22 protein-coding genes are annotated in these 24,215 nt (G+C 64.8%); 8 read left to right on the top strand and 14 right to left on the bottom strand.

Annotated elements, in window-relative coordinates; translation table 11 throughout:
* Positions 1 to 54 precede the first annotated feature (54 nt).
* Both AC3CD9_RS00460 and AC3CD9_RS00465 read left to right on the top strand, forming a co-directional pair.
* Complete coding sequence (locus tag AC3CD9_RS00460) at positions 55 to 2,877, top strand: aminotransferase class I/II-fold pyridoxal phosphate-dependent enzyme (protein WP_488365800.1); 2,823 nt, start codon at positions 55 to 57, stop codon at positions 2,875 to 2,877.
* 12 nt (positions 2,878 to 2,889) lie between these two features.
* A complete protein-coding gene (locus AC3CD9_RS00465; RefSeq protein WP_488365802.1) occupies positions 2,890 to 3,906 on the top strand; it encodes a proline racemase family protein in 1,017 nt (338 codons plus the stop codon).
* A 14-nt stretch (positions 3,907 to 3,920) separates the two neighbouring features.
* Here the strand turns inward: AC3CD9_RS00465 and AC3CD9_RS00470 are convergent, their stop codons facing one another.
* From AC3CD9_RS00470 to AC3CD9_RS00520, 11 genes are all read right to left on the bottom strand, one after another.
* Positions 3,921 to 4,700, bottom strand: coding sequence for an amino acid ABC transporter ATP-binding protein (locus AC3CD9_RS00470; protein ID WP_488365803.1), 780 nt, complete (start codon positions 4,698 to 4,700; stop codon positions 3,921 to 3,923).
* Positions 4,697 to 5,491, bottom strand: coding sequence for an amino acid ABC transporter permease (locus AC3CD9_RS00475; RefSeq protein WP_139469379.1), 795 nt, complete (start codon positions 5,489 to 5,491; stop codon positions 4,697 to 4,699). Before AC3CD9_RS00475 ends, AC3CD9_RS00470 begins: the two co-directional genes overlap by 4 nt.
* 228 nt (positions 5,492 to 5,719) lie before the next feature.
* Positions 5,720 to 6,517 (bottom strand): transporter substrate-binding domain-containing protein, encoded by a 798-nt coding sequence (locus AC3CD9_RS00480; RefSeq protein ID WP_488365804.1) that lies wholly within the window; start codon positions 6,515 to 6,517, stop codon positions 5,720 to 5,722.
* A 247-nt stretch (positions 6,518 to 6,764) separates the two neighbouring features.
* A complete protein-coding gene (locus AC3CD9_RS00485) occupies positions 6,765 to 8,201 on the bottom strand; it encodes an MFS transporter (protein WP_488365805.1) in 1,437 nt (478 codons plus the stop codon).
* Between the two features lie 197 nt (positions 8,202 to 8,398).
* Positions 8,399 to 9,154: a peptidylprolyl isomerase gene (locus AC3CD9_RS00490; RefSeq protein ID WP_488365806.1), complete on the bottom strand. Its 756-nt coding sequence runs from the start codon at positions 9,152 to 9,154 to the stop codon at positions 8,399 to 8,401.
* A gap of 107 nt (positions 9,155 to 9,261) precedes the next feature.
* Positions 9,262 to 10,473 carry an MFS transporter gene (locus AC3CD9_RS00495; protein ID WP_101546367.1) on the bottom strand — a complete coding sequence of 404 codons (1,212 nt, stop codon included), beginning with the start codon at positions 10,471 to 10,473 and terminating at the stop codon, positions 9,262 to 9,264.
* 108 nt (positions 10,474 to 10,581) lie between these two features.
* On the bottom strand, positions 10,582 to 11,904 hold the full coding sequence (pcaDC, locus tag AC3CD9_RS00500) for a bifunctional 3-oxoadipate enol-lactonase/4-carboxymuconolactone decarboxylase PcaDC (protein WP_488365808.1): 1,323 nt from the start codon (positions 11,902 to 11,904) through the stop codon (positions 10,582 to 10,584).
* 44 nt (positions 11,905 to 11,948) lie between these two features.
* Positions 11,949 to 13,319, bottom strand: coding sequence for a lyase family protein (locus tag AC3CD9_RS00505; protein ID WP_488365810.1), 1,371 nt, complete (start codon positions 13,317 to 13,319; stop codon positions 11,949 to 11,951).
* Positions 13,320 to 13,325: 6 nt separating this feature from the next.
* The gene (pcaG, locus tag AC3CD9_RS00510; RefSeq protein ID WP_488365811.1) at positions 13,326 to 13,910 is read right to left on the bottom strand and encodes a protocatechuate 3,4-dioxygenase subunit alpha; all 585 of its coding nucleotides are present in this window, start codon (positions 13,908 to 13,910) and stop codon (positions 13,326 to 13,328) included.
* Positions 13,903 to 14,763 (bottom strand): protocatechuate 3,4-dioxygenase subunit beta, encoded by an 861-nt coding sequence (gene pcaH / locus AC3CD9_RS00515; protein ID WP_488365812.1) that lies wholly within the window; start codon positions 14,761 to 14,763, stop codon positions 13,903 to 13,905. The genes pcaG and pcaH overlap by 8 nt, the downstream gene beginning before the upstream one ends.
* Positions 14,764 to 14,825: 62 nt before the next feature.
* The gene (locus AC3CD9_RS00520; RefSeq protein WP_488365813.1) at positions 14,826 to 16,010 is read right to left on the bottom strand and encodes a 4-hydroxybenzoate 3-monooxygenase; all 1,185 of its coding nucleotides are present in this window, start codon (positions 16,008 to 16,010) and stop codon (positions 14,826 to 14,828) included.
* A gap of 273 nt (positions 16,011 to 16,283) precedes the next feature.
* Here AC3CD9_RS00520 and AC3CD9_RS00525 point away from each other — a divergent pair, with 273 nt between their 5' ends.
* The 4 genes from AC3CD9_RS00525 to AC3CD9_RS00540 are packed head-to-tail and all read left to right on the top strand — an operon-like array spanning position 16,284 to position 19,448.
* Positions 16,284 to 16,889: a SipW-dependent-type signal peptide-containing protein gene (locus AC3CD9_RS00525; RefSeq protein WP_488365814.1), complete on the top strand. Its 606-nt coding sequence runs from the start codon at positions 16,284 to 16,286 to the stop codon at positions 16,887 to 16,889.
* Positions 16,890 to 16,906: 17 nt separating this feature from the next.
* Positions 16,907 to 17,605 (top strand): SipW-dependent-type signal peptide-containing protein, encoded by a 699-nt coding sequence (locus tag AC3CD9_RS00530; RefSeq protein WP_488365815.1) that lies wholly within the window; start codon positions 16,907 to 16,909, stop codon positions 17,603 to 17,605.
* Positions 17,606 to 17,619: 14 nt separating this feature from the next.
* The gene (locus tag AC3CD9_RS00535; protein WP_488365816.1) at positions 17,620 to 18,960 is read left to right on the top strand and encodes a signal peptidase I; all 1,341 of its coding nucleotides are present in this window, start codon (positions 17,620 to 17,622) and stop codon (positions 18,958 to 18,960) included.
* A 47-nt stretch (positions 18,961 to 19,007) separates the two neighbouring features.
* A complete protein-coding gene (locus tag AC3CD9_RS00540) occupies positions 19,008 to 19,448 on the top strand; it encodes a fibronectin type III domain-containing protein (RefSeq protein WP_488365817.1) in 441 nt (146 codons plus the stop codon).
* Positions 19,449 to 19,581: 133 nt separating this feature from the next.
* Here AC3CD9_RS00540 and AC3CD9_RS00545 read toward each other — a convergent pair whose 3' ends face one another.
* Together AC3CD9_RS00545 and AC3CD9_RS00550 are read right to left on the bottom strand one after the other, a co-directional pair.
* The gene (locus tag AC3CD9_RS00545) at positions 19,582 to 20,418 is read right to left on the bottom strand and encodes a phosphosulfolactate synthase (protein WP_488365818.1); all 837 of its coding nucleotides are present in this window, start codon (positions 20,416 to 20,418) and stop codon (positions 19,582 to 19,584) included.
* A gap of 91 nt (positions 20,419 to 20,509) precedes the next feature.
* On the bottom strand, positions 20,510 to 21,910 hold the full coding sequence (locus AC3CD9_RS00550) for an MmgE/PrpD family protein (protein ID WP_488365819.1): 1,401 nt from the start codon (positions 21,908 to 21,910) through the stop codon (positions 20,510 to 20,512).
* 205 nt (positions 21,911 to 22,115) lie between these two features.
* Here AC3CD9_RS00550 and AC3CD9_RS00555 point away from each other — a divergent pair, with 205 nt between their 5' ends.
* Positions 22,116 to 23,171, top strand: a complete 1,056-nt coding sequence (locus AC3CD9_RS00555) for a YeeE/YedE family protein (RefSeq protein WP_488365820.1) — start codon at positions 22,116 to 22,118, stop codon at positions 23,169 to 23,171.
* Positions 23,168 to 23,392, top strand: coding sequence for a sulfurtransferase TusA family protein (locus AC3CD9_RS00560; RefSeq protein WP_039207979.1), 225 nt, complete (start codon positions 23,168 to 23,170; stop codon positions 23,390 to 23,392). Before AC3CD9_RS00555 ends, AC3CD9_RS00560 begins: the two co-directional genes overlap by 4 nt.
* Before the next feature lie 5 nt (positions 23,393 to 23,397).
* Here AC3CD9_RS00560 and AC3CD9_RS00565 read toward each other — a convergent pair whose 3' ends face one another.
* Positions 23,398 to 24,168, bottom strand: coding sequence for a class II glutamine amidotransferase (locus AC3CD9_RS00565; protein WP_488365821.1), 771 nt, complete (start codon positions 24,166 to 24,168; stop codon positions 23,398 to 23,400).
* Between the last annotated feature and the right edge of the window lie 47 nt (positions 24,169 to 24,215).

The raw sequence follows: 24,215 nt of genomic DNA on the forward strand, positions 1-24,215 counted from the left end.
AAATCCGCACCGGACCGGGGTGGGGACTGAGACTGACAGCCAGGAGGCTCTCGCATGACCGGAATCGACTCCGACCAGGCAACGGCGCAGGAGTTTGAGCCCACCGACCTCGGCGGCGGCCGCAGGCACGGTCGGGCAGGAGCCCCCTCGACGCCGCGCCGGGCGCAGCTCGAGCGGGATCCGGGAATGCCGGCGAGCACGTGGCGGCTGCGTTCGGATGCGTGGGAGTATCTGAAGTTCGCGATCAAACGCCTGGCCGTCAGCGGCGGGGACTTCTCGATGATCGCCGAAGACGGCGAAGTGTGGCGGTCACTGCGTTCGCTGAAGACGATCGAGCTCTACTGGGCAGGTTTCGGTCAGCGCTATGTCGAGGAGATCACCGACCTGCTCTCGAACGGCGAATTCGACCGGGCACACGACATGATCACACGTGCGGTGAACCGGCTCCGGGGCACCACCGTGCCCGATACCGGTGAAGACGATCTCACCGAGGATGAGCGCGCCGAACTCAAGGATCGGCAGGACACCCGTCCTCGCTTCGAGGTCCTCATCGTCGACGAGACCACCGAGGGTGGCCGCGATGAGCTGCACACGGACCTGCTCAAACTCCGCAACGCCTCCGACCAGTTCATCTACGACTACGTCATCGTGCCCACCGCCGACGATGCGGTGGCGGCGGCCCTGACGAACCCGAACCTGCTCGCCTGCGTCATCCGCCCCGGTTTCACCGACAACACCCGCGAGGTGCTCAGTCGTGACCTGCGCGATTCCATCGAGTTCGCGCACACCTCGACGAAGGAATCGCCGACGGCGCCGATGAGCCCGCTCAATTCGGTGCGCCGGGTGCTGCGGCTGGCCGACACCCTGGCGAATCTGCGCCCCGAACTCGACCTCTACCTCATGGCCGGTGCCCATATCGAAAGCCTCGCAGGTGCTCTGACCCACCGGTTCCGTCGCGTCTTCCGCCGCGAGGACCAGTTCGAACTCCATCTGTCCCTGCTGCGCCGCATCCAGCACCTCTACGACACTCCGTTCTTCGACGCGATCCGTGAGCACGCCCGCCGTCCGGCCGGTGTCTTCCATGCGCTGCCCGTCTCCCGCGGCGGCTCCGTCGTCGGGTCGAAGTGGATCGGCGATTTCGTCGACTTCTACGGACTCAACCTGCTGCTCGCCGAATCCAGTGCCACCTCCGGTGAGCTCGATTCCCTGCTGGCACCGGTCCACACGCTGAAGAAGGCGCAGTCGCTGGCCGCCCGCGCGTACGGTGCCAAGCGCACGTACTTCGTCACGAACGGCACGTCGACGGCGAACAAGATCGTCCATCAGGCCGTCGTCTCACCCGACGAGGCCGTCATGGTCGACCGCAACTGCCACAAGTCCCACCACCATGCGCTCATGCTCACCGGAGCCCGCACCGCCTACCTCGAGGCATACCCGCTCAACGACGTCGCCTTCTACGGGGCGGTGCCGCTGAACAGGATCAAGCAGCTGCTGCTCGACTACCGGGCCGCCGGCCGCCTCGACGAGGTGCGGATGATCACCCTGACCAACTGCACCTTCGACGGAATCGTCTACGACCCCTACAAGGTCATGTCAGAATGCCTGGCGATCAAACCCGACCTCGTCTTCCTCTGGGACGAAGCGTGGTTCGCCTTCGCCCGGTTCCACCCGGTCACCCGCAAGCGCACCGCCATGGTCGCCGCGGAGACCCTCGAGGAGAACCTCGCCACCAACGCCCACGCCGCGGCGTACCGGGAGCAGCAGAAGCGCCTGTTCGATCCCGAGACCGGTGCCCCCGCCCCCGATTCGGTGTGGCTGGAGGAGGACCTGCTGCCCCCGCCGGATGCGACGATCCGCGTGTACGCGACCCAGTCGACGCACAAGACGCTGACCGCGCTGCGCCAGGGATCGATGATCCACGTCTACGATCAGGAGTTCTCCACCGGCGCCGAGGAGGCCTTCCACGAGGCGTACATGACCCACACCTCGACGTCGCCGAACTACCAGATCCTCGCCTCCCTCGACCTCGGCCGCAGGCAGGTGGAGATGGAGGGCTTCGCGCTCGTGCAGAAGCAGCTCGACCTGGCGATGAGCCTGTCCTCGGCGATCGCGCGTCACCCGCTGCTGAAGAAGACGTTCAAGGTGCTCACAGCCGCCGATCTCATCCCCGAGGAGTACCGGGTCACCGAACGGACGATGCCGCTGCGCGATGGACTGTCGACGATGTGGGACGCCTGGGTCCGCGACGAATTCGTCGTCGATCCCAGCCGCATCACCGTCGAGATCTCGGGCACGGGAGTCGACGGGGACACGTTCAAGCACGAACACCTCATGGACCGCTACGGCATCCAGGTGAATAAGACGAGCCGGAACACGGTGCTGTTCATGACGAACATCGGCACCTCACGCTCGGCCGTCGCCTACCTCATCGAGGTGCTGGTCAAACTGGCGGGGAAGTTCACCGACCCGCACGAACTCCAGGAACAGGATGCGCTGACCGAACCCGCCGCGGTGATGCCCCCGCTGCCGGACTTCTCGGCCTTCGCCCCCGACTACGCGGCCGAGGTGCCCGCCGACGACCCGTCGAAGCAGCTGCCCGACGGCGACCTGCGCACCGCCTACTATGCGGGTCTGCGCCGGCAGAACATCGAGCACGTGCTGCCGCATGAGCTGCGACGCCGCGTCGAGAACGGGGAACAGCCGGTCTCAGCCGGATTTGTCACCCCGTACCCGCCCGGGTTCCCGGTGCTCGTGCCCGGACAGGTCATCACCGCCGAGGTGCTCGACTTCATGTCCGCGCTCGACACCCGAGAGATCCACGGCTACGACTCCCGCCAGGGCTACCGCGTCATCCTCAAAGAGGTCCTGGAGAGCTGAGCGAGATCGACCGTGCAGACCAACCGTCTCATCCAGACCGTCGAAGCCCACACCGAGGGGCTGCCCGTCCGCGTCGTCACCGGGGGAGTGGGGCCACTCCCCGGTGAGTCCATGGCCGAACGCCGGGAGTGGTTCATCGAGAACTCCGACGATCTGCGGACCTTCCTCATGTGCGAACCCCGCGGCCACGGGTGGCTCTCGGGAGCGATCCTGCAGCCGCCGACCCGTGCCGACGCGGACTGGGGAGTGCTCTTCATCGAGGTCACCGGCGTGCTGCCGATGTGCGGGGCCGGCACGATCGCTGTGGCGACCGTGCTCGTCGAGACAGGCATGGTGCCCGTCGTCGAACCCGTGACGACCGTGCGTCTCGACGCTCCGATCGGGCTCATCACCGCCGAGGTGGTCGTCCGGGACGGTCGCGCCGAGTCGGTGACCATCGTCAACGTTCCCTCGTATGCGCATGTCCTCGACCAGACCGTCGAGGTGCCCGGGCGAGGGACGATCGCCTGCGACATCGGCTTCGGCGGGAACTTCTACGCCTTCGTCTCCGCCGCCGACGTCGACATCCCGTTCGAGCGCGACCGGGCTGAGGACTTCATCTCCGCTGGTCGCGAGATCATGGCTGCGGTCAACGAACAGCTCGACCCCGTGCATCCGGTGACCGGATTCCGCGGCTGCGAGCACGTCGTGTTCCTGACGCCGCCGACGGAGCCCGGGCCCAATGGAGAAGTGCCGGATGCCCGCCATGTGCTCATCAATTATCCCGGCTGGCTCGATCGGTCGCCCGGTGGTACCGGGACGAGCGCGCTCATGGCCGTCCGGCATGCCCGTGGGCAGTTGGGCCTGAACACGGATTTCGTCAATCAGTGCTTCATCGGCACCTCGTTCACCGGACGCCTCGTCGAGGAGACGAGAGTCGGCGAACATGTGGCTGTGGTGCCGACGATCACCGGCAGCGCCTGGCTGACCGCGACCTCGCAGTTCATGCTCGACCCCAGCGACCCGTTCCCCGCCGGCTTCACGCTCTGAAGTAGGACCGGCGGCTACCCTAGCTGGCCGGGGTGGAGGACGCGGGAGAGGAAGTCCTTCGTCCGCTGCTCCTGCGGATTGCCGATGACGTCCTTGGCAGGTCCAGCCTCGACGACGACTCCGCCGTCCATGAAGACCACGCGGTCAGCGACCTGCCGGGCGAACTCCATCTCGTGGGTGACGACGACCATCGTCATTCCCGCCTCGGCGAGGTTGCGCATGACCTGGAGGACGTCACCGACGGTCTCCGGATCCAGCGCCGAAGTCGGCTCGTCGAAGAGCATGACGTCGGGGTCCATGCTCAGTGCCCGGGCGATCGCCACGCGCTGCTGCTGACCGCCGGAGAGCGAACCGGGCTTGGCCTCCATCTTCTCGGACAGCCCGACCTTCGCGAGGTTCGCCTCGGCGACCTTGTTGGCCTCGGCCTTCGATCGCTTGAGGACCTTCGTCTGTGCGATCGTGAGGTTCTCGCGCACGGTGAGGTGGGCGAAGAGGTTGAAGGACTGGAAGACCATGCCGATGCGGGTGCGGGCGGCATCGATGTCGAGATCGAGGTCGGTCATGTCCATGCCGTCGACGACGATCGAGCCGCCGGTTGGAGTCTCGAGCGTGTTGATGCATCGGAGCATCGTCGACTTGCCTGAGCCCGAGGGGCCGATGACGCAGACGACCTCACCTTTGACGACGTCGAGGTTGATGTCGGTGAGGACCTGGTTCGTGCCGAAGCTCTTCTGGAGGTTGCGGATCGCGATGATCGGCGTCTTTGTCGACGCGTGCGAGGTGGTGGTCATCATTTCACTCCTGAATCGGCGGAACCGTATTTGCGCTCGAGCACCCGCGACAGATACGACAGCGGGATCGTGATAATGAGGTAGCACAGCGCGATGACGATGAACGGGGTGAGGTTCGCGGTGTTGACGATCTCGGCGCGGCCGAGTGCCGCGAGCTCACGGCCGTCGACCGAGGAGCCGAGGATGTAGGCCAGGGACGAGTCCTTCGCGAGCAGGATGAGCTCGTTCGTCAGCGGCGGGAGGATGATGCGCATCGCCTGCGGCAGGACGATCGTGAACATCGCACGTGACGAGGACATGCCGAGTGACCGGGCGGCTTCGATCTGACCTTTCGGCACCGCCTGGATGCCGGCGCGGATCGTCTCGGCCATATACGCCGAGGAGACGAGGCCGAGGGCGATCATGATGATGATGAGCTGCGGCAGATTGAAACCGGGAAAGGCCACAGGCATGCCGAATCCCAAAACGAGGAAGACGACGAGGGCCGGCAGTCCGCGGAAGAACTCGATGTAGATCGTCGCCAGCCAGCGATAGACACCAACGGAGGACAGGCGCATGAGCGCGACGAACAACGCGATGACAAGGCCGAGGGCGAAGCCGAGGAACGTGTAGACCACGGTGTTCTTCAAGGCCATCGTGATGACGTCAGGGAACATGCCCGTGGCGATGTCGATGCGGCCGAAGGAATCGATGAGCGTCGGCCAGTCGGCGAAGACCGCGACGAGGACCGCGATGACGACGAGGATGGCGTATTGGATGCCACGGGAGAGCTTCGCCTTCTGGCGTTTGCTCATCTTGGCCTTCGGAGTGGCGGTGGCGGCCGGGACGGCAGGGCCGGTCTGGCGGCCGTCCTCGCTCGCTGTGGGAACTGACATGGTTGTCCTTCGAAAAGCTGTGGCGGGGGTGTCCGCCGGGGTGCGTGCCGTGAGTGTCGGTTGGGACTCAGGCAGGTTGGTAGAACTCAGCCGAACGGGCGGCCCGCTGCAATGACAGATCGCAGCCGGCCGCCCATTCGCAAGTGGTCACTTCGGTGCGTCGCCGAACCACTTCTTGTAGATCTTGTCGTACTCGCCGTTGCCCTTGATCTCTTTGATCGTGTCGTCCACGGCCTTCTTCATCTCGGTGTTGCCCTTCTTCATCGAGATGCCGTAGTGCTCGTCGGTCTTGATGTCGAAGCCGACCGCGAAGCCCTTGTTCTCGGTGTTGTAGTTGTAGAGCACCCCGTTGTCATTGACCACGGCGTCGACCTGACCGGTCTTGAGCGCTTCAAGTGAGAGCGGCAGATCTTCGTAGGTGATGACCTCGGAGTCCTTGAAGTGCTCGGTCGCGTAGTCGAGTCCCGTGGTTCCGGCCTGAGCTGCGATCTTGAAGCCCTTGAGCGCCTTTTCGTCTTTCGCAGTCTTGTCGGCCTTCGTCAGGATCGCCTGATTCGCATCGAAGTACGGCTCGGAGAAGTCCGTGGCCTCTTCGCGTTCAGGAGTGATCGTCGTTGCCGCTGCCGCGACATCGCACTTGCTTTGGTTGAACTCCGCGCCCGAAGTGATCGTCTCGAACGAGGTGTTGATGATCTCCTGCTCGACGCCGAGCTTCTTCGCCACGGCATCGACGATGTCGACGTCGAAGCCGACGACCTCGCCGTCCTTCTCGAACTGGAACGGCTGGTAGGACAGATGGGTGCAGGTGGTCAGTTTGCCTTCCTTGACCAGGGGGACTCCGCCTTCGGCGGTCGCTGCAGGTTCGGAATCGCCTCCGCCGCCGCAGGCGGACAGGGCGAGCATGGCGCCGGCTGCCACAATGGCCAGGCTCGAGCGTCGTTTCATGGTTCCTCCAGGGGATCGGTGACGGTCTCGTCACGCAAACGGATTGCCCGGACATCCGTGTCTGGGCAATGTCTGAGAGGAATCCTACCGTGAACTGGGTCACACCAATGACGCTTTGATGATCGCCGAGGCGGTTGTGACGAAATCGTAGTCATTCCCGGTGACCGGGACGGCCGCTCGGTCTCTGACCGCGGACGCGAAAGGGCCCGACCAACGAAAACGTTGGTCGGGCCCTGACCCAGGAATCTCAGCTCAGCTGATCCTCCATATCGAGGTCAGAGGTGTCCTTGGCCAGCCACAGGGCGACGATCGTGACGATGGCCGCGGCGATGATGTAGAGACCGCAGTAGAAGATCGACCCTCCTTCGTGCTGCCACAGAGCGACCATGGCGAACGGTGCGGGACCGGCCCCGATGACGCTCGACATGTTGTAGGAGATCGCCGAACCGGTGTAGCGGACATTGGCGGGGAAGAGCTCCGGCAGGTACGCGGCCATCGGACCGAAGGTCAGCCCCATGAGGATGAAGCCGACGATGAGGCCGATGATGACTCCCGGAGTACCGGCATTGAACAGAGCATTGACGCCGAGTCCGTAGGCCGCGATGAGCACGGTCACGCCCAGCAGCATCTTCCGACGGCCCAACTTCTCGGCCAAGGGACCGGAGACGACGGTGAAGATGCCGAAGAAGACGACTCCGATGATGAGGTAGGTGAGGAATTCGTTCTTCGTGTACCCCAGCCCCGCGACGAAGCCTGCGGGATCGAAGGACTTCCCTGCCGCCTCGGCGGCGGTTTGGGCCTGCTCCGGGGTGGCCGGGGACGTGCCGTAGGTGAGGGTGAACGCGGTCATGAAGTAGAAGATCACGTAGGTCGCGAGCATGATGAACGTGCCCAGGATGAGCGGCTTCCAGCTCGTGGCGAAGACCCGCCCGAGCGGTGCCTTCGAGATCTGCTGCTTCTGAGCGACGAGCTGGAACGCCGGGGTCTCCATGAGCGACATGCGGACATAGAGGCCGACGGCCACGAGCAGCGCCGAGAGCAGGAAAGGAATGCGCCAGCCCCAGGCGAGGAACGCCTCGGGGGAGGTCCAGGTGCCGAGGGCGACGAAGAGCAGGTTCGCGATGATGAAGCCGACGGGCGCGCCGAGCTGTGGGAAAGTGCCCCAGATGGCGCGCTTGCCCTTCGGGGCATTCTCGGTGGCGAGCAGTGCCGCGCCCGACCATTCGCCGCCGAGGCCGACGCCCTGGCAGAAGCGCAGAAGAACGAGGAACAGCGGAGCGAGGACGACCCAGCCCGGCGTGCTGGCGGTCGGCAGCAGGCCGATGAGGAAGGTGCCGATGCCCATGATGAGCAGGGAGGCGATGAGCGTCTTCTTGCGGCCGATGCGGTCACCGAAGTGGCCGAAGATGATCGAGCCGAGGGGGCGGGCGACGAAGGCGACGCCGAAGATCGCGAACGAGCTCAGCAGCTGAGTCGTCGATGTCTGATTGGGGAAGAAGAGGGCCGGGAAGACCAGCGAGGAGGCTGTGGCGTAGGCGTAGAAATCGAAGAATTCGATCGTGGTACCGACCATCGAGGCGGTCAGGACTTTGCCGCGGGTGTTGTTCTTCCGAGTCGCTGCGATTGCGTCGTCGTCGACTCCGGGTGCCGAGGAGGAATTCTCCGGCTGTGTTTCGGTGGACATGGTGGTGCTCCGCTGTTTCGTGAGTGCAGGCACGGGCGGGTGGTCCGTGCCAATGGAAAAGGCCGTCGGCGCTGTGTCTGGCACAGCGTCGACGGCGACGAATCGAGATTACGCTCGTCTCACAAAACGTGATTTCCGAGTCTCACCAATTGGGATTACTAGGTGGTCGAAGTGTTCTGGACAACTCGGACGGGCGATCAGTCCGCGGTGGTGACCTCGGTGATCGTCACCTTCTCCTTGGGTGCGCCGTCGCCGGCGCCGGAGTCCGTGCCCTTGGCAGCGAGATCCGCGACGGTCTTCGTGCTCGTCTCATCCAGCTGTCCGAACACGGTGTAGTCGGGCGGCAGCGAGCTGTCGTCGTAGACGACGAAGAACTGGGAGCCGTTCGTATCCGGACCGGAGTTCGCCATGGCCAGAGTGCCGGCCGGGTAGGTCTCGGAGCCGTCAAGCTCATCGGCGAACGAGTAACCTGGGCCGCCTGACCCGGTGCCTGTGGGATCGCCGCACTGGAGGACGAAGATGCCCTCGGTGGTCAGGCGGTGGCATTCGGTGTCGTCGAAGTACTTCTGTGCGGCCAACGACAGGAAGCTGTTGACGGTACAGGGAGCGCGGTCGGCGTCAAGAGTCACAGCGAGGTCCCCGGCACTCGTCGCCACGGTGGCGTCGACGGTGCCCTTCGCCTGCGGCTTCTCTTCAGGAGCGTCGACGTCCTTCGCGCCCGGCTGCGAATCGGCGGGGTAGGAGCAGGTTCCCGCCGCGGCCGAGGAATCCGAGCTCCCAGAGGACTCGCCGGCGTCCCCTTCGGAATCAGACGATCCGCATCCGCTCAGCAACAGAAGGGCGAGGACAGCGAAGGCCGCGAGGGTCAGCACAAGGGCCGACTTCGGGCGACGGGTCGATTCATCAGAGTGGCGGGTCAGGGCATGAGAGCGACTGGGTGCAGGGTGATCCATGCGTTCATCGTATCGGCACTTTCAGCGAGAAACGGGCTGAGTGTCGAGACACGGGCGTGCGCACGCGTTTCTCGACACTCAACCCGTTTCTCGGCGGGGCCTGGGACTCAGGTCTCGACGGAGGTGCGGGTGCTCGGGTCGGGGGAGCCGCCTCGGCGAAGGAAGATCGCAACGGAGATGACGATGAGCCCGGACACGCACAGGCCCACGCCCACCCACGCCGGTGCACGGTAGCCGAGGCCGGCGGTGATGACGATTCCGCCGAGCCACGCGCCGAGCGCATTGGCGAGGTTGAAGGCGGCGTGATTCATGGCCGCTGACAGGCTCGGGGCGTCATGGGATTCGCGGAACAGACGCATCTGCAGGGCCGTGGTGATCATCGACCCGGAGATGCCGATGAGGAAGAGGGCGATGATCGCAATGGCCGCGATGTGGGTGAAGGCGCCGAACGCGGCGAGCACGAGAGCCGAGAGGATCATGCCGCCGGTCGCCGAGCGTTCGATGGACTTGTCGACCAGGGGTCCGGCGATCAGCGATCCGGCGGTCATGCCCAGGCCGTAGACGGCGAGCACCCACGGGATCGCGACGCTGGGGACGCCGGCGACGTCGGTCATGGTCGGGGTGATGTAGGTGTAGACGGCGAACATTCCGCCGAAGCCGACGGAACCGGCAACGAGGGTGAGGATGATCTGCACACGTCCGAGCGCTTTGATCTCCCCGCGGGCCGAGGGCACTGCGCCGAGCTTCACGCGCGGTACGCCGACGGCGACCATGATGACGGTGAGCACGCCGAGCGCGGCGACGAGGGCGTAGGCGCTGCGCCATCCGAACATATTGCCGAGTGCCGCAGCGAAGGGAACGCCGAAGATGTTCGCGATCGTCAGGCCGAGCATCACTCGTGACATGGCTCGGCCGCGGCGGTTGGCCGGGACGAGGGAGGCGGCGACGACGGCTCCGATGCCCAGGTAGGCTCCGTGCGGCAGTCCGGAGACGAAGCGCGCGATGTTGAACAGCCCGGCCGTCGGGGCGAGCATCGAGGCGAGGTTGCCCAGAGCGAAGAGACCCATCATGCACAGGAGCAGCAACTTGCGATCCATATGCGCGGCGATGGTCGTGATCAGGGGTGCGCCGACGACGACGCCGATCGCATAGAACGACACCGCATGCCCAGCCTGGGGGACCGTGATGCCCAGCTCCTCGGCGATCATCGGCAGCAGGCCCATGGTCGCGAATTCGGTCACCCCGATGGCGAAGGCGCCGATCGCCAAGGCGAAGACGGCGAACTTGTAGACTCCGCGGGAGACCGGGGCATCACTCATGGGGCTCCTTCAAGGAAACGCGGGATCGGGGAGGCAACCGCACCAGCCTATTGCCCGCAGCGGTTCCTCGGAACCCCTCAGGCACCCAATGTGACGATTCGAACAGCCTCAGTCGACGTTCGCTTCCTCGGCGTCGTATTCGGCCAGAGCCTGCGAGGCGACGGAGAAGGCGGTGTTCGCGCTCGGCACGGAGCAGTAGATGGTCGACTGGAGGAGGACCTCCTTGATCTCATCGCGGGTGAGCCCGTTGCGCAGCGCAGCCTTGACGTGCATCGCCAGCTCAGCTTCGTGGCCCCCTGCGATCATGGCCGTGAGCGTGATCGCCGAACGCATCCGCCGCTCGAGTCCCGGCCGAGTCCAGATCTCTCCCCAGGCGTAGCGAGTGATGAGGTCCTGGAAGTCACTCGTGAAGTCGTCGACCTTCGCGTTCGCGCGGTCGACATGGGCATCGGAGAGCACCTGCCGCCGCACGGTCATTCCGGCCTCGCGCACATCGTCGCGGCTCGCCTCCCGCGGCCCGGATGCGGTGGGCAGGTCGACTTCCGGATCGTCTGCGGCGGTCGCGCCCGCACCGCCGGTGCCGCCGGCCCCTGCGCCGAGTCCCTTGCCTGCGAGGAAGTCGTTGAGCAGTCCCGCGGCCACGACCGGAGCCTCGGCCGGCACGAGATGAGCGGCGCCGTCGATGACCTCGAGGAGCGCCCCGGGAACCCCGTTTGCGATCTCGGCGAGCTTCGTCGCCGGAGTCGGCTGGTCCTGTGAACCCGCGACTGCGAGCAGGGGACGCGTGATCTCGGGCAGTCGCGCGCGGACATCGAAGTCGGCCAGCGCATAGCAGAGAGACGCATAAGAGAAGCGGTCGGCGTCCTGCAGCGAATGAAGAAGCGCGGCCGAGGCCTCCGGTTCCCGGTCCATGAACCCTTCCCCGAACCAGCGCTGTGCCGAACCGATGACCTGAGTCGGGGTGCCCGAGGTCGCCACGGTTTGGGCGCGTTCCTCCCAGGCCGAGGCCTCACCGATCTTCGCGCCCGTGCAGAAGACGGCGATGCGGCCGAAGCGATCGCCGTGGTCGAGTGCCAGCTGCAGGGCCGTTGCTCCGCCGATCGAATCGCCGGCAAGGTCGATGGGAGCGCCGGTGGTGGCCACATCGGGAAGGACCCGATCGAGGGTGCCCAGGACCGCCTCGGCGAGGTCGGACATCGTCACCCGTGGGGCCACTGACGTCCCCGCGGGGACGTCGATCGGAACCGAACGACCGTGACCGGGCAAATCGATGCCGATGACCGTCGTCTCCGGACTGAGCGCGGTCAGTTCGGTGGCGGCCTGCTGCCACAGAGCTGCTACGGAGGTGCCCAGCGAAGGCAGGACGACGAGCACTCGGGCATCGGCGGCGGGGGAAGCGGGTGCGGCAAGGACGGATGCGGTGAGGTCCATGGATGTCACTTTCTTCGGTCGGCTCTCAAGTCGGAATACGGGTCTCAGTCGAAGGACGGCAGGTCGATCTCCTGCGGTCCGGAGCTGTCGATGGTCGCCAGGATGGTGCGCCTGATGTCCTCGGCCTCACCGAGGTAGGACTCGGGGGTGAAGAATTCCTCGATTCCATTCTCGTCGCCGATCTCGGCGCGCAGCGCTGCGACAGGGTCGGAGCCGGGGGCGATGATGGCTGCGCGGGTGTCTTTGCCGATCCGATCGCCGAAGACGATGCCGAGCTTCTCCCCATAGATCCCGGGGGAGGCGGCGTCGAGGTTCGCGCGCATGGCCTCGGCGTTGACCCGCAGGCCCGCGATCATCTCGTCGAGGATGATGAGCGAGGAGATCGCCAGGGTCATGAGCTCGGACAGGGCCGGCCATTCGGCATGCCAGGCGCCGTCGGAGCGTTCTTCGGTGGCTTCGGCGGCGGCCGTGGTCAGGGTGGAAAGCGATCCGGGGACGCGCATTCCGTTGCGGTGAAGCAGCACCGCCGAGGTGGGATTCGACTTGTGCGGCATCGTCGAGGATCCGCCGGTGGAGGCCAGGGACAGCTCACCGATCTCGGGGCGCACGCCGATGAGGACGTCGCGGGCGATGGAGGCCCCGACGGTGACGCATTGGGCGAGGTGGGAGCCCCAAGACAGAATGCGGACGCGATCGGTGTGCCAGGGAACGGGGACCTGTGTGAGCGCCGCATCGGGACCGACCATCTGCACGTGGAATTCGCGCAGGAGGGATTCGGTGGAGTCGCCGGCGAACCAGCGGATCGCGGCACGGGTGCCGGCTGCCCCGCCGACCTGCACATAGTCGACGTAGGGCGCCTGACCTTGGACTTCATTGACCTCGGCGGCCCAGGCGGCGGCCTTGAGGCCGAAGGTCGTCGGCAGGGCCGGCTGGGTGAGGGTGCGGGCCAGGCACAGGGTCTTCGCGTGAGCGTCGGAGAGTTCGACGAGGGAGGTGCCGATGACTTCGAGGCGCGCCTGCATCTGCCGCACGACGCGGGAGACGAGAAGGCCGATGGCCGTATCGATGACGTCTTGGCTGGTCAGCCCCCGGTGCAGGCAGCGCGAGGCCTCGGGGGAGAGTCGGGAGCGGACGAGGGCGAGAAACGGGATGAGCGGGTTGCCGCCGGATTCGGCGGCCTCACCCAGGGACTCGAGTTCGGTGTGATCGTCCGTGAGTGTGCGGATCGTGGCGTCGATGGCGGCGGCTACCTCGGCGCGGATCTCCGACGACACCAGCCCCACCCGTGCCTGCGCGACGATCCATGCGGTCTCGACTTGGCCGATCGCGGTGATGAACGCGGCGTCGTCGATGGCTTCGGATCCGCGCAGATCGCCGGGGGCGAAGAGGAACCGGGTGTGGGCGGTGTCGGTCATGTCGCGTCAGTCCTCGTGGCTGGGGAATCGGAGGAAGGGGGTTTCCTCCTCACCCTGCAACCGTATGTCGAAGTGCAGCGATCCGTCAGCCCCTCGAGTGGCGATGAGGCGGGCGCGCTCGTCTTCGTCGAGTGAGGACAGGAGCGGGTCGGCGGTCAGGGCCGCGGTGTCCTCGGGCAGGTAGATGCGGGTGAACAGTCGGTTGAGCAGCCCGCGGGCGAAGATGACGACGCTGATGAAGGGTGCCTTGCCCGCCTCGGTGGGGCCGGGATCGACCGTGGAGAAGCTGAACTCGCCTTCCGGGTCGACGGCGGCGCGGCCGAAGCCGGTGAAGGTGAAGCCGTTGCGGCGCAGCGATCCCGTCTCGCGGGGGACAGCGCCGTGCTCATCGGGCTGCCAGATCTCGAGGATGGCATCGGGGACCGGGTCACCTGCCCCGTCGAAGACGGTTCCCGTCAGCTGCACGGCGCGAGCCGAACCGGGCGGGACGAGCTCATTATCGTGCTCGAAGGGCAGCGCGTAGCCGTAGAACGGGCCGACGGTCTGGCCCGGGGTCGGTGTGAGATCAGGGGTCGTGGGGGTGTCAGTCATCGTCCTCTTCTTCCATCCAGGTCCGGTTGGCGCCGGTGAGCACGATGTCCCAGTTAAAGCCCATGAGGAATTCGTGCTCGGTGATGTTGTGGTCATAGGTCGCCACGAGGCGGTCGCGCGCTTTATGGTCGGTGATCGACTGGTAGATCGGGTCGAGAGCGAAGAGCGGATCTCCGGGGAAGTACATCTGGGTGATCATCCGCTGTGTGAACTCGGATCCGAAGAGCGAGAAGTGGATATGGGCGGGTCGCCAGGCGTTGTGGTGGTTCTTCCACGGGTAGGGGCCCGGTTTGATCGTCGTGAACGAGTAGGAGCCGTCGTCGCCGGTCAGGGTGCGGCCGACGCCGGTGAAGTTCGGGTCGATCGGGGCCGGGTGCTGGTCGCGTTTGTGGATATAGCGTCCGGCCGAGTTCGCCTGCCAGATCTCGACCAGCTGGTTGCGCACGGGGCGGCCTTCCCCGTCGAGGACCCGACCGGTGACGCGGATGCGCTCGCCGATGGGTTCGCCGTCGGCCTGGATCGTCAGGTCGGATTCGAGGGTGCCGATGTCCCGGTGTCCGAAGGCGGGGGAGAAGAGCTCGATCGTCTCGGGGTCGGTGTGGCGGGGGTCCTTCGTCGGGTGACGCAGGATCGATGACCGGTAGGGCCGGTAATCCAGCCGCGGCTGGGTCTCGGGCTTCTTGCCGCCGGCGACATCCTGCTTGTACTGCGCTTCGATGCCGTCGATCTCGGCGGACAGAGTCGCCTGCGATTCGGCTGCGTCGTCGGGGCCTGTCACGGTCTCAGCGATGACGGTCGGGGAATCGAACGCCTCGGTGGTCTCATCGTTCTCCGAGGACTGGTGCTGACTCATCGTCGAACCTCTCTTCGTCTCTTCGTCGGTTGACATCGTGGTGGGGTCGGTGGGGGTGCGGGTCAGCCGTGCGGCCAGCCGGTGTAGCACTCGGCCAGGTAGCGGCGACCGTGGTCGGATTCGAGGATGGACCGGAGTTCGCCGAGGCTGCGCTTCGTTTCGAAGGCATCCTGAGTCGGGTCGGTGTGGAGCATCCGTGTCATCTGGTAGGAGAAGTTCTGGGCCTTCCACACGCGTTTGGTCGCAGTCTGCGAGTAGCCGGCCAGCGCCTCGGCGTCGGAGTCCTTGAGTGCCGAGATCAGGGCGGGTGCGAGCACGGCGACGTCCGCGAAGGCGAGGTTGAGGCCCTTCGCTCCGGTCGGTGGGACGGTATGGGCGCTGTCGCCGGCGAGGAACATCGAACCGTGCTGCATCGGCTCGGTCACGGCCGAGCGGAAGGGGAGCACGGTCTTGTCGAAGATCGGCCCGGTCTTGAGTTCGAAGCCGTCGGGGCCGTCGACGCGGGCCTGGAGTTCGGTCCAGATCCGATCGTCGGACCATTCGGCGACGTCGGTGTCGGGGGAGGCCTGGAAATACATGCGCTGGACGTTGTCGGAGCGCTGGGAGATGAGTGCGAAGCCGCGTTCGGAGCGGGAGTAGATGAGGACTTCGTGGCTGGGCGGGGCTTCGCAGAGGATGCCGAACCAGGCGAACGGGTACTCGTGGAAGAAGCGCTGCCGGGTGCCGTCGGGGATCATCGAGCGGCATGGTCCGCGGGAGCCGTCCGCGCCGACGACGTAGCGGGCGTCGATGCGCAGTTCGTCGCCGTCGGAAGTGGTGGCGGTGACCCAGGGACGTTCGGTTTCGACATCGCCGAGGCGGGTGTCCGTGACCGAGTAATAGGTGGGGCGGCCGGTCCGTTCGCGGGCGGCGGAGAGGTCGACGAAGATCTCGTTCTGGGGGTAGAGCCAGACGGATTCGCCGACGAGTTCGGGGAAGTCGAAGTGGTTCGAGGAGCCATTGACTCGGATGTCGATGCCGTCGTGGCGGTGCCCGTCTGTGTGGACGCGGGATTCGACGCCTGCGGCCTCGAGCATGCGCACCGATCCTGCTTCGAGGATGCCGGCGCGGTGGGTGTGGGCGATGTCGTCGCGGCTGCGATTGTCGATGACGACGGATTCGATGCCTGCATTGTGCAGCAGGTGCGCGAGCATGAGCCCCGCGGGTCCGGCTCCGACGATTGCGACGTCTGTCTGAAGTTGTGCCACCTTGGCCTCCTTGCCTGTCTCTTCTGAACAGTGTGCGCCCAGTCACGGAAGTGAGGCGACGACGTTCTCAATGAATGGGAGAGGGGCGGGGAGGCGTGGGGTGAGTGATGCGCAAATTGTGAGGGGCTTTCCTCAAGGTCACTTTTCCGTAACAGATTACAGAAGTGTTAGAAAAAAGCGTCTTGAAAGTAATTCATGAGTCATCATGAAGTCATTACCCACATTATTTCATCGTGACAAGGCGCTGGAGCGCCCGACAATGAGGAGTCCCCAGTGACCACAAAGACCACGCGTTCGCGCAAATTCAAAGCCATCCTCGCCGGTGGCATCGTCCTCGGTGTCGGCGCTGCCGTGACGCTGGCAGCCTGGACCGACAATGAGTGGGCAGAAGGCACCTTCGGCGCCGGCTCGTTCAACGTCCAGGGCAGCACGGACGGAACGACATTCGCTGACCATGAGAGCAGTGACGGTGCCGCGGCGCTGACCTTCGACCTCGATGGTGGTGACAATATGTCGCCCGGCGATACCGTGGCGGCGCCTTTCGTGCTGCGCCTCGACGGACCGACGAGCTACGACGCGACAGTCTCTCTCGAGTCGGCGGCTGGTGACGGCGACAATGCTGCGGCGCTCACCTACGGGATCGTTCAGGTCGCCTCGTCGGGTGACTGCTCGGCCACCGCAGAGGGCACTTCGATTGTGCCCGAGGGGACGGCGCTGGGCTCGACCGCGGGAGCTGCGGAATTCAATCTCACCGCGGGCGCTGACACTGCGACCGGCGACCCGGTCACGCTGTGCTTCCAGGTCACTGCCGGTGAGTCGCTGGAGCAGGGGCAGAACACAACCGCTCAGTGGCAGTTCACCGCGACCTCGGCCGAATGACGACGCTGAGCTGATCGATGAGGTCGCTTCTGCCGACGCTGTTTAAATTCTTCTCGTCCGGGCGGGCGCCTGATGACGCCCGCCCGGTCAGTCGACGGCAGCTGCGTCAGCGACGGCATCTGCGAGGCCGCCGCATCAAAGCGATTCTCGCCGGCGGCCTCGTCTTCGGCGTGGGCGCGACGGCCACGGTCGCCGCGTGGACGGACTCGGAAGAGGCCTCCGGGTCTTTCGAAGCTGGTCGGTTTAATATCGAGCTCCGGGCCGGCGGCGAATGGAACGGCACGAATGAGATGACCTTCAATGCGGGCAACATGTACCCGGGGCAGAAGGTCTACGCGCCAGTGTCAGTGCGCACCACGTCGAATACGTCGATCGACGGCAAGCTCACGGTCTCAGCACGCGGTATTTCCAATCCGAATACCTTTGCCTCTGCACTCACATACCGAGCCGTGGCCCGATCGACGTCGGGTGTCACCTGTAATGCGGGGAATTTTCCTGGTCCGGGCGCCTTCGTCTTCGGCAGCGCTGCTGCTGCAGTCCCGCTGAGCTCCACTCCCACAGCCGACTCCACCCAGACCCTCAAAGCCGCCTCAGCGTCGGTCCAGGATTATTGCTTCGAGGTGACACTGGCAAGCAACGCTCCGAGCTCTGCCCAAGGTCTGCAGGCGAGCCACACCTGGACGTTCTCAGCCGAGTCCACCGCGCCGGGGAATTGACCATGGCGGGCTCTATGACACGCAAGAGGAACGTGGGTTCATTGCTGGGCGGGGCTGTGCTCAACATCCTCGCCGTCCTTGGCGTGGTCTGCATCGTGCTTGTCATCCTCAGCTTCGTGTTCAACGTGTCGATCATCATGTTCAAAACCGGGTCGATGAGTCCGATGATCCCGGCCGGATCGGCCTCTCTCGTTCGTGAGATCCCCGCAAAGGACATGGAAGTCGGCGACATCGTCACCGTCGATCGCGGGGAGAAGGTCCTACCGGTGACCCACCGCGTCACTGAGATCCAGAGTATTGACGACTCCACCGGTGCCGTGACCTTTGAGATGAAGGGCGACGCGAACGCCGAGAAAGACCCTGACCCATACACCGCCGAGACGGTCCGAACGGTGATGTTCTCCGTTCCCGGGGTTGCTCCGATCCTCCAGCAGTGGCGCAATCCGTTCCTGCTCGGCGGCATCACGATCGCGGCCAGCCTCCTCGTCGTGTGGGCATTCTGGCCACGGCGAGATGAGGATGACGACGACACCCTCGCCGAGGCGGCCCACCCCCGAACGCGGTCACCGCGGCATGCCATTGCGCTGCCGGTGGTGGTGGCCGTGGCTGTGGGTGGGCAGATCGTGCCTGGGGCGTCGTTCGCCGAGGATGCTCTGTCCGTAAACGCGGATCATTCCCTGTCCGCGTCGTCAGGAGCGGCAGATGACATCCTGCGAATGCGCGACTTCGGCGATGCCGAGAAGATGCGCAACCTCAGTCCAGGAAGCTCGGCCACATGGACGGTTGACGTCTGGGCCGACGCACCCGAACCAGGAGACGTAAAGGTTTCGATCGGGTCGGGGGCAGGAGCGGAGGCGCTGGCGGATTCGCTGTCGATCGATGTGCGGGAATGCGCGATGACTGAAGCGGAGGCCCCATGTCCAAGTGGTTCGCAAATGTTGATTCGCGGAATGGTGCTCGGCGAATTGGAGCCAGCTGCCGACGGCGGACTCAAGCTGTTGGAAATGGACAGCGATGACTCTCGCCGAATCCAGGTAACGGCGACTCTCGCTGACGACGCTGATGTTCGCGCGGTAGCTGGCACCACGGCTGGTGTGCGCGTGCTGGCGGAAGGACTCGGCGACAAGGTTTCGACAGGTCCAGGAGATCCTGGGGATCCGGGTGATCCTGGCGCGCCGGGCGATTCTGGCTCTGATTCTGATGGCACTGTCGAGGGCGCGGCCGATGGCGGCGGTTCCGGCGAGCTGCCGTGGACCGGAATCGCTGGTTGGCAGTGGATTCTGCTCGCGGCGTTCCTGCTCGTCGTCATGGGTTCTGCGATAGTGTCGCGGACCCGGAAAGCGAGGGTGTCATGACTGGCAGGACCTCGCCGCGACAATCTTGGAGACGAGCTCGTCTGCTGTTGGCAGTCGTCGCATTGCTCGCCCTCGTCGCCGGTCCAGCCGCAGTCAACGGCACGCTGGCCGGGTGGACTGATTCGAAGATGAGCCAGGGGGAGTTTCAAGCAGGGTCTCTCAATATTTCTGATCTGAAGTGCTCCGACAACTCAGTGATCCTGACTCTGCTTGGAACTGAGCTGCAACTCGATTGGGAGCCGCCAGCGGGAGTTGAGTCCGGCCGATTGACCTATGAGGTTACGGTGGTCAAGAAATATTTGCTGACCAGCGAGACGTTCAAATATGAGACTAGTGACGAGTCTTTCGTGTATAAGGAAACAGCGGGTCTTCTCAATCTGGCGACCTACGAAATGACTGTCCGCGCTAAACCAGTAGGGCAGTGGAGCGGGCAGCCGATGACGGTGAATGGGTATGCACTTACCCGATTGATCCTCAGGTGCAATTGACCTGTCGTCAGGCATATTTTCGCGAGAGTCCTGGCTGAGTGTGGGCTTGACGGTGACGCTTTCTCATTCGCGAGCCGAAGGCACCGGTGGAGTCCGCCGGTGCCTTCGCTGTTTCGGATGGAGCATTACCGCCTCACGGGCGTGGGTTGATCACCCGACCCCAGGTTGACTTATTGCCCCAGATGTTCTGGCGCAGTCCCTCGAGCTGGAGGATCTGCGAGTGGTCGACGAACAGGTTGCATTCGTTTCCGTAGTTCTTGATGTACCACTCGAAGACCGGTCCGTCGGCGGCTTCGAACATGACGTTCTCGAGGCCCAGACCGTTGATGATCGAGGCGGCCGCGGCAGTGTTCCACTCGTCGACGTTCTCCGTGATGCCTTCGGACTCGATCATGATGATCGAGGCCCCGGCGTCGAGGGCCCGCTTGCCGCGGTCGACGAGGTCGCCGATGTCCTTCGCGGACTCCGCAGCCAGCTCGGCTTCACCGGAGTCTCCGCCGGAGCCGATCTGGATGCCCAGCTCCGGCTTCGCCTTCAGCCCGGCCTTGACGACCTTCTCGACGAGGCGCTCCAGCCCTGAGGTCGGGAGCATGATGAATCCGGTCGAGATCTCGATAACGTCGAAGCCGACCTCCTTGGCCTCCTTGAGATACTGATCGACCGCGTCATCTCCGTAGCGCAGGACCGTCTCGATCCATCCGCCTGAGGACACGTACGCCCCGTTCTCATGAGCGATGTCGCTGAAGGCCTTCACCTGATCAGCCGGGATGAGCGAGAACGATCCGCCCGCCCACTTGATGCCGTCGACCCACTGGCCCGCTACATCGAAGACGTCCTGCAGGTGTCGGGTGCCGAAGGTCGAGTAGTACGGGGCGCGGATCTCGGTCATCCCGATGGTGCGGGGCTTGGCCGGGCGGTAGGCGCGGGGGACGAAGTTCATGGACACATCGAAATCGGTGGCGTTCGACATGGTCTTTCCTTTCTTCGGGTGTCGGCGGCTGCCGACAGGTTGTCGGCAATCTGCCGACGGGGTGCCGGGTTCTCCGGCGGGTGACGCAGCCTCAGCTGCGAGCCTGGGGGACGTGCGCGAGGACCGCGGTCAGCTCTCGGATCTGATGGTTCTCGAGGTCGTGGACAAGGTCGGCGATCTCGTCACGCAGCTCCGCCTCGGCGAAGGGAGACGTCAGGGCATCGAACTTCTTCCGGGCTCTCGTCCAGTCGAGAGGATGCGTGGTGAAACCCTCATAGTCGTCGGTGTTCGCCCGGAACTGGGTCCCATCGCCGAGGGTGACGACGAGGTCGGCGCACATCTGCTCGGGGAACCGATCGCTGAACTCCGTGGAGGGAGTGATCGTGACCTTGTGCATGAGGTCCTGGACATTGTCGTCGACAATCCGTTCAGCCTCGTACTGCGCCGGATTGAGCTCACCGTCGAGGAGGACGACCGCGAGCATCCACGGCAGAGAATGATCGGCCTCCTCCTTCGTGCGGATGGAGCGCTTGTCGCCTTCTTCGCCGCCGCCGATGATCGAGTATGCGACATCGAAGGTCGTCAGTTCGACGCTGGCGATGGCATCGGCGCGGAATCCCTCCTGGGAGCGGACTTCCTGTGCGGCGTCGAGGGCCGACTGCGAATGGATCTCCGCATTGTGCTTCTTGATGATCGTGTCCGTGACCTTCTCGAGATCCTCCGCCGACCAGTCGAGGTCGAAGTCTCCGGCCAGGGCCTTGAAGCCCTTGTTGCCTTCGAAGACCTCGGACGGTCCGGTGATTCCGCGTGAGGCCAGGAGCGCGTTGAAGACGCCTTCCTTCGACACGTGCGGATACGCCAGTCCCTTCCAATGACTGAGGTCGCCCGTGCGCGTCACCCTGAGGGCGACATTCGCGGTGCCGGCCATGGCGGCAGCATTCGCGATCTGTTCGACGTCCAGGCCCAGTGCCTTCGCCGAGGCGGCCGCCGCAGCGAAAGCGCCCTGTGTCGTGTGGTCGAAGCCGAGGTCTCTCACCGGTGCGACATCCGAGAGCCGGGTGTGGATCTGATAAGCCACGGCGAAGGCCGTGAGAAAGTCCGAGCCCGAGGCGTCGGCCAGCTCCGCGGCCGCGAGGACCGCGCCCATATTGTCCGACGGGTGGTTGGTTTCGCCCTTGGCCAGGTAGGCATCCATGAAGTCGAGATATCGGCTCAGGGCGGAATTGAAGAACGCTGCGTGATCGGGGCTGGCCTGGCCCCCGCCGATGAGCGTAGCTCCGCGTCCGTCCCCGAAGCCGTCGATGAGGGTTCTGATTTCCTGCAGTGGGGCAGCGTCCAGGGCGCCGATGGCGACGCCGATGGTGTCGAGGACGCGGATCTTGAGCTGTTCGAGGGCGGTATCGCTGAGCATGTCCAGCGAGGCATCGGCGACGAACTGAGCGAGTGATTGCACCTCTGTCGGTGCGTGGTGCTGGTCCATTGTGACCTTCATTTGACCCCTCCTTGTTAGGTAAGGCGTACCTAAATAATGACTCCATAAGTATCTTGACGTCAAGATACTTTTACTGAGACCTGAGTCACATCGGACTGAATGGGAGGTGCTGTGCCCGGCCGTGGTTGACTGATCATTGATTGTTGAGCAAAATGGAGGGTTGTTGTGTTCGTCCGCGAACCTGCCGTGAACAGAAAGCAGCTCAATGATCATCACCGGACTCATCGTCGGCCTCGTCCTCGGATTCGTCTTCCAACGTGGACGTTTCTGCGTGACCGGCGCCTTCCGCGATCTCACGCTGACGGGGAACACGCGCTGGTTCTCCGCCCTCATCGTGCTCATCGCCGTGCATTCCATCGGCCTGTTCCTGCTCAACAGCTTCGGGGTCATCACCCTCGAGGCGACGCCGTTCCCATGGCTGGCCTCGATCGTCGGCGGACTGATCTTCGGTTGGGCCATGGTCTACGCCGGAGGCTGCGCGACTGGCACCTACTACCGGGCCGGTGAAGGACTCGTCGGCAGCTGGTTCGCCCTCATCTTCTACGCGCTCTTCTCCGCGGTGATGAAGCTCGGCCCGCTCGCCGGCTTCACCGAAGGCATCCGCAGTATCACCCTGGACAACGGCAGCCTGCAGGCGAGCAGCGGCATGAGCCCCTGGGTCTTCGTCGCCATCATCTCTGCAGTGGCGATCTGGCTGACCGTCCACCACGCTCGCAAACTCAAGACCCCGATGGCCACCCTGCCTCCGCGCAAGACCGGTCTGGCGCATCTGCTCACCGAGAGGCGTTGGAACCCCTTCGCCACGGCCGTGGTCATCGGCATCATCGCCACGATCGCCTGGCCGCTCTCCGCCGCCACGGGCCGCAACTCGGGTCTGGGCATCACCACCCCCTCGGCGAACCTCGTCGGATACCTCACCACGGGCGACACGCAGCTCATCGACTGGGGCGTCATGCTCGTCATCGGCATCCTCGTCGGCTCCTTCATCGCAGCCAAGGCCTCCGGCGAGTTCCGGGTCCGCGTGCCGGACAAGAGCGTGATCATCAAGTCGATCATCGGCGGTATCGGCATGGGCGTCGGCGCAGCCATCGCCGGCGGGTGCACCGTCGGCAACGCGATGGTCTCGACCGCACAGTTCGAATACCAGGGCTGGGTGTCGATGGTGTTCATGATCGTCGGCTCCGGAATCGCGGCGAAGGTCTCCATCAAACCGAAGAAGTCGCAGGCCACAGCGCCCGCGGCGGAAAGCAGGACAGTGTGAAGCAAGTACTCGAAACCGACGGCCAGGTCTGCCCCTTCCCCCTCGTCGAAGCCAAGGACGCGATGACCGGTCTGGAAGCCGGTGACGAACTCGTCATCAACTTCGACTGCACCCAGGCCACCGAGGCGATCCCGCAGTGGGCCGCCGAGAACGGCTACCCCGTCACCCACTTCGACCGGGTCACCGACGCCAGTTGGACCATCACCGTCCAGAAGGCCTGACCCACCTACAGCCTGACGATCGTCTCCGCCCCATCGGCGACGGTCAGCCGCATGATCGTGTTCTGCTCGATGAGACTCCATCCCCTGTGTTCGAGTCCCGAGGAGGACACGATCATTGCCTTCTCGGGCGACCGCTGCCAGCTCATTCGGTAGTAGTGATCGTGATGGTCCGGGGGCAGCGGTCCCTGCAGATACGGCACTTGTGTTCCCGCAGTGGCGTGAACGACGATCATCTCCTCTGTCGTCAGGAAGAGCAGGTTCATGCCCGGGCGATCGAAGCCGGCCCGCAGCATCCTCACTGTCCCGATCACCGCGTCGAGCAACGATTCGCCGTGCCGCAGCCGCCGGAGGACGAGTGCGAAGACGATCGCAGAATCGGTGGTGCCGCCCACTTCGTCAGCCTCAGCGACGCTGACGAATTCGCGCAGCCGCTCGATCGGGTGCACCGAACCGTTGTGCGCCATCGCCACACCATCGGCCAGGAACGGGTGCGTGTTCTCCTCGAGATCGGCCAATCCGGTCGTCGCCATCCGCAGGTGGCAGATCCGCCCCTCGCTCGCTTCCGCATCCAAAGCGCGGGTCAACCGAGGATCATCGGCACCTTCCGTCGGCGTGCGGAACCGCGCGACCGCCTCGGCGCGGGGGTCGATCCACGCCGTGCCCCACCCGTCATCGTGGACGGTCCCCATCGACTGCCACTGCCGGCACTCATCGACACCGATGAGATCCGCGGCCGTGGTCGGGACGGGGGAGATGAAACCGAGCAGTCTGCACATAGCCTCTCCTTCGCGCTGACCTCAGGTTACGCCGATGGGTAGGCAGT

This window comes from Brevibacterium sp. MGP-B1, from assembly GCF_057766545.1.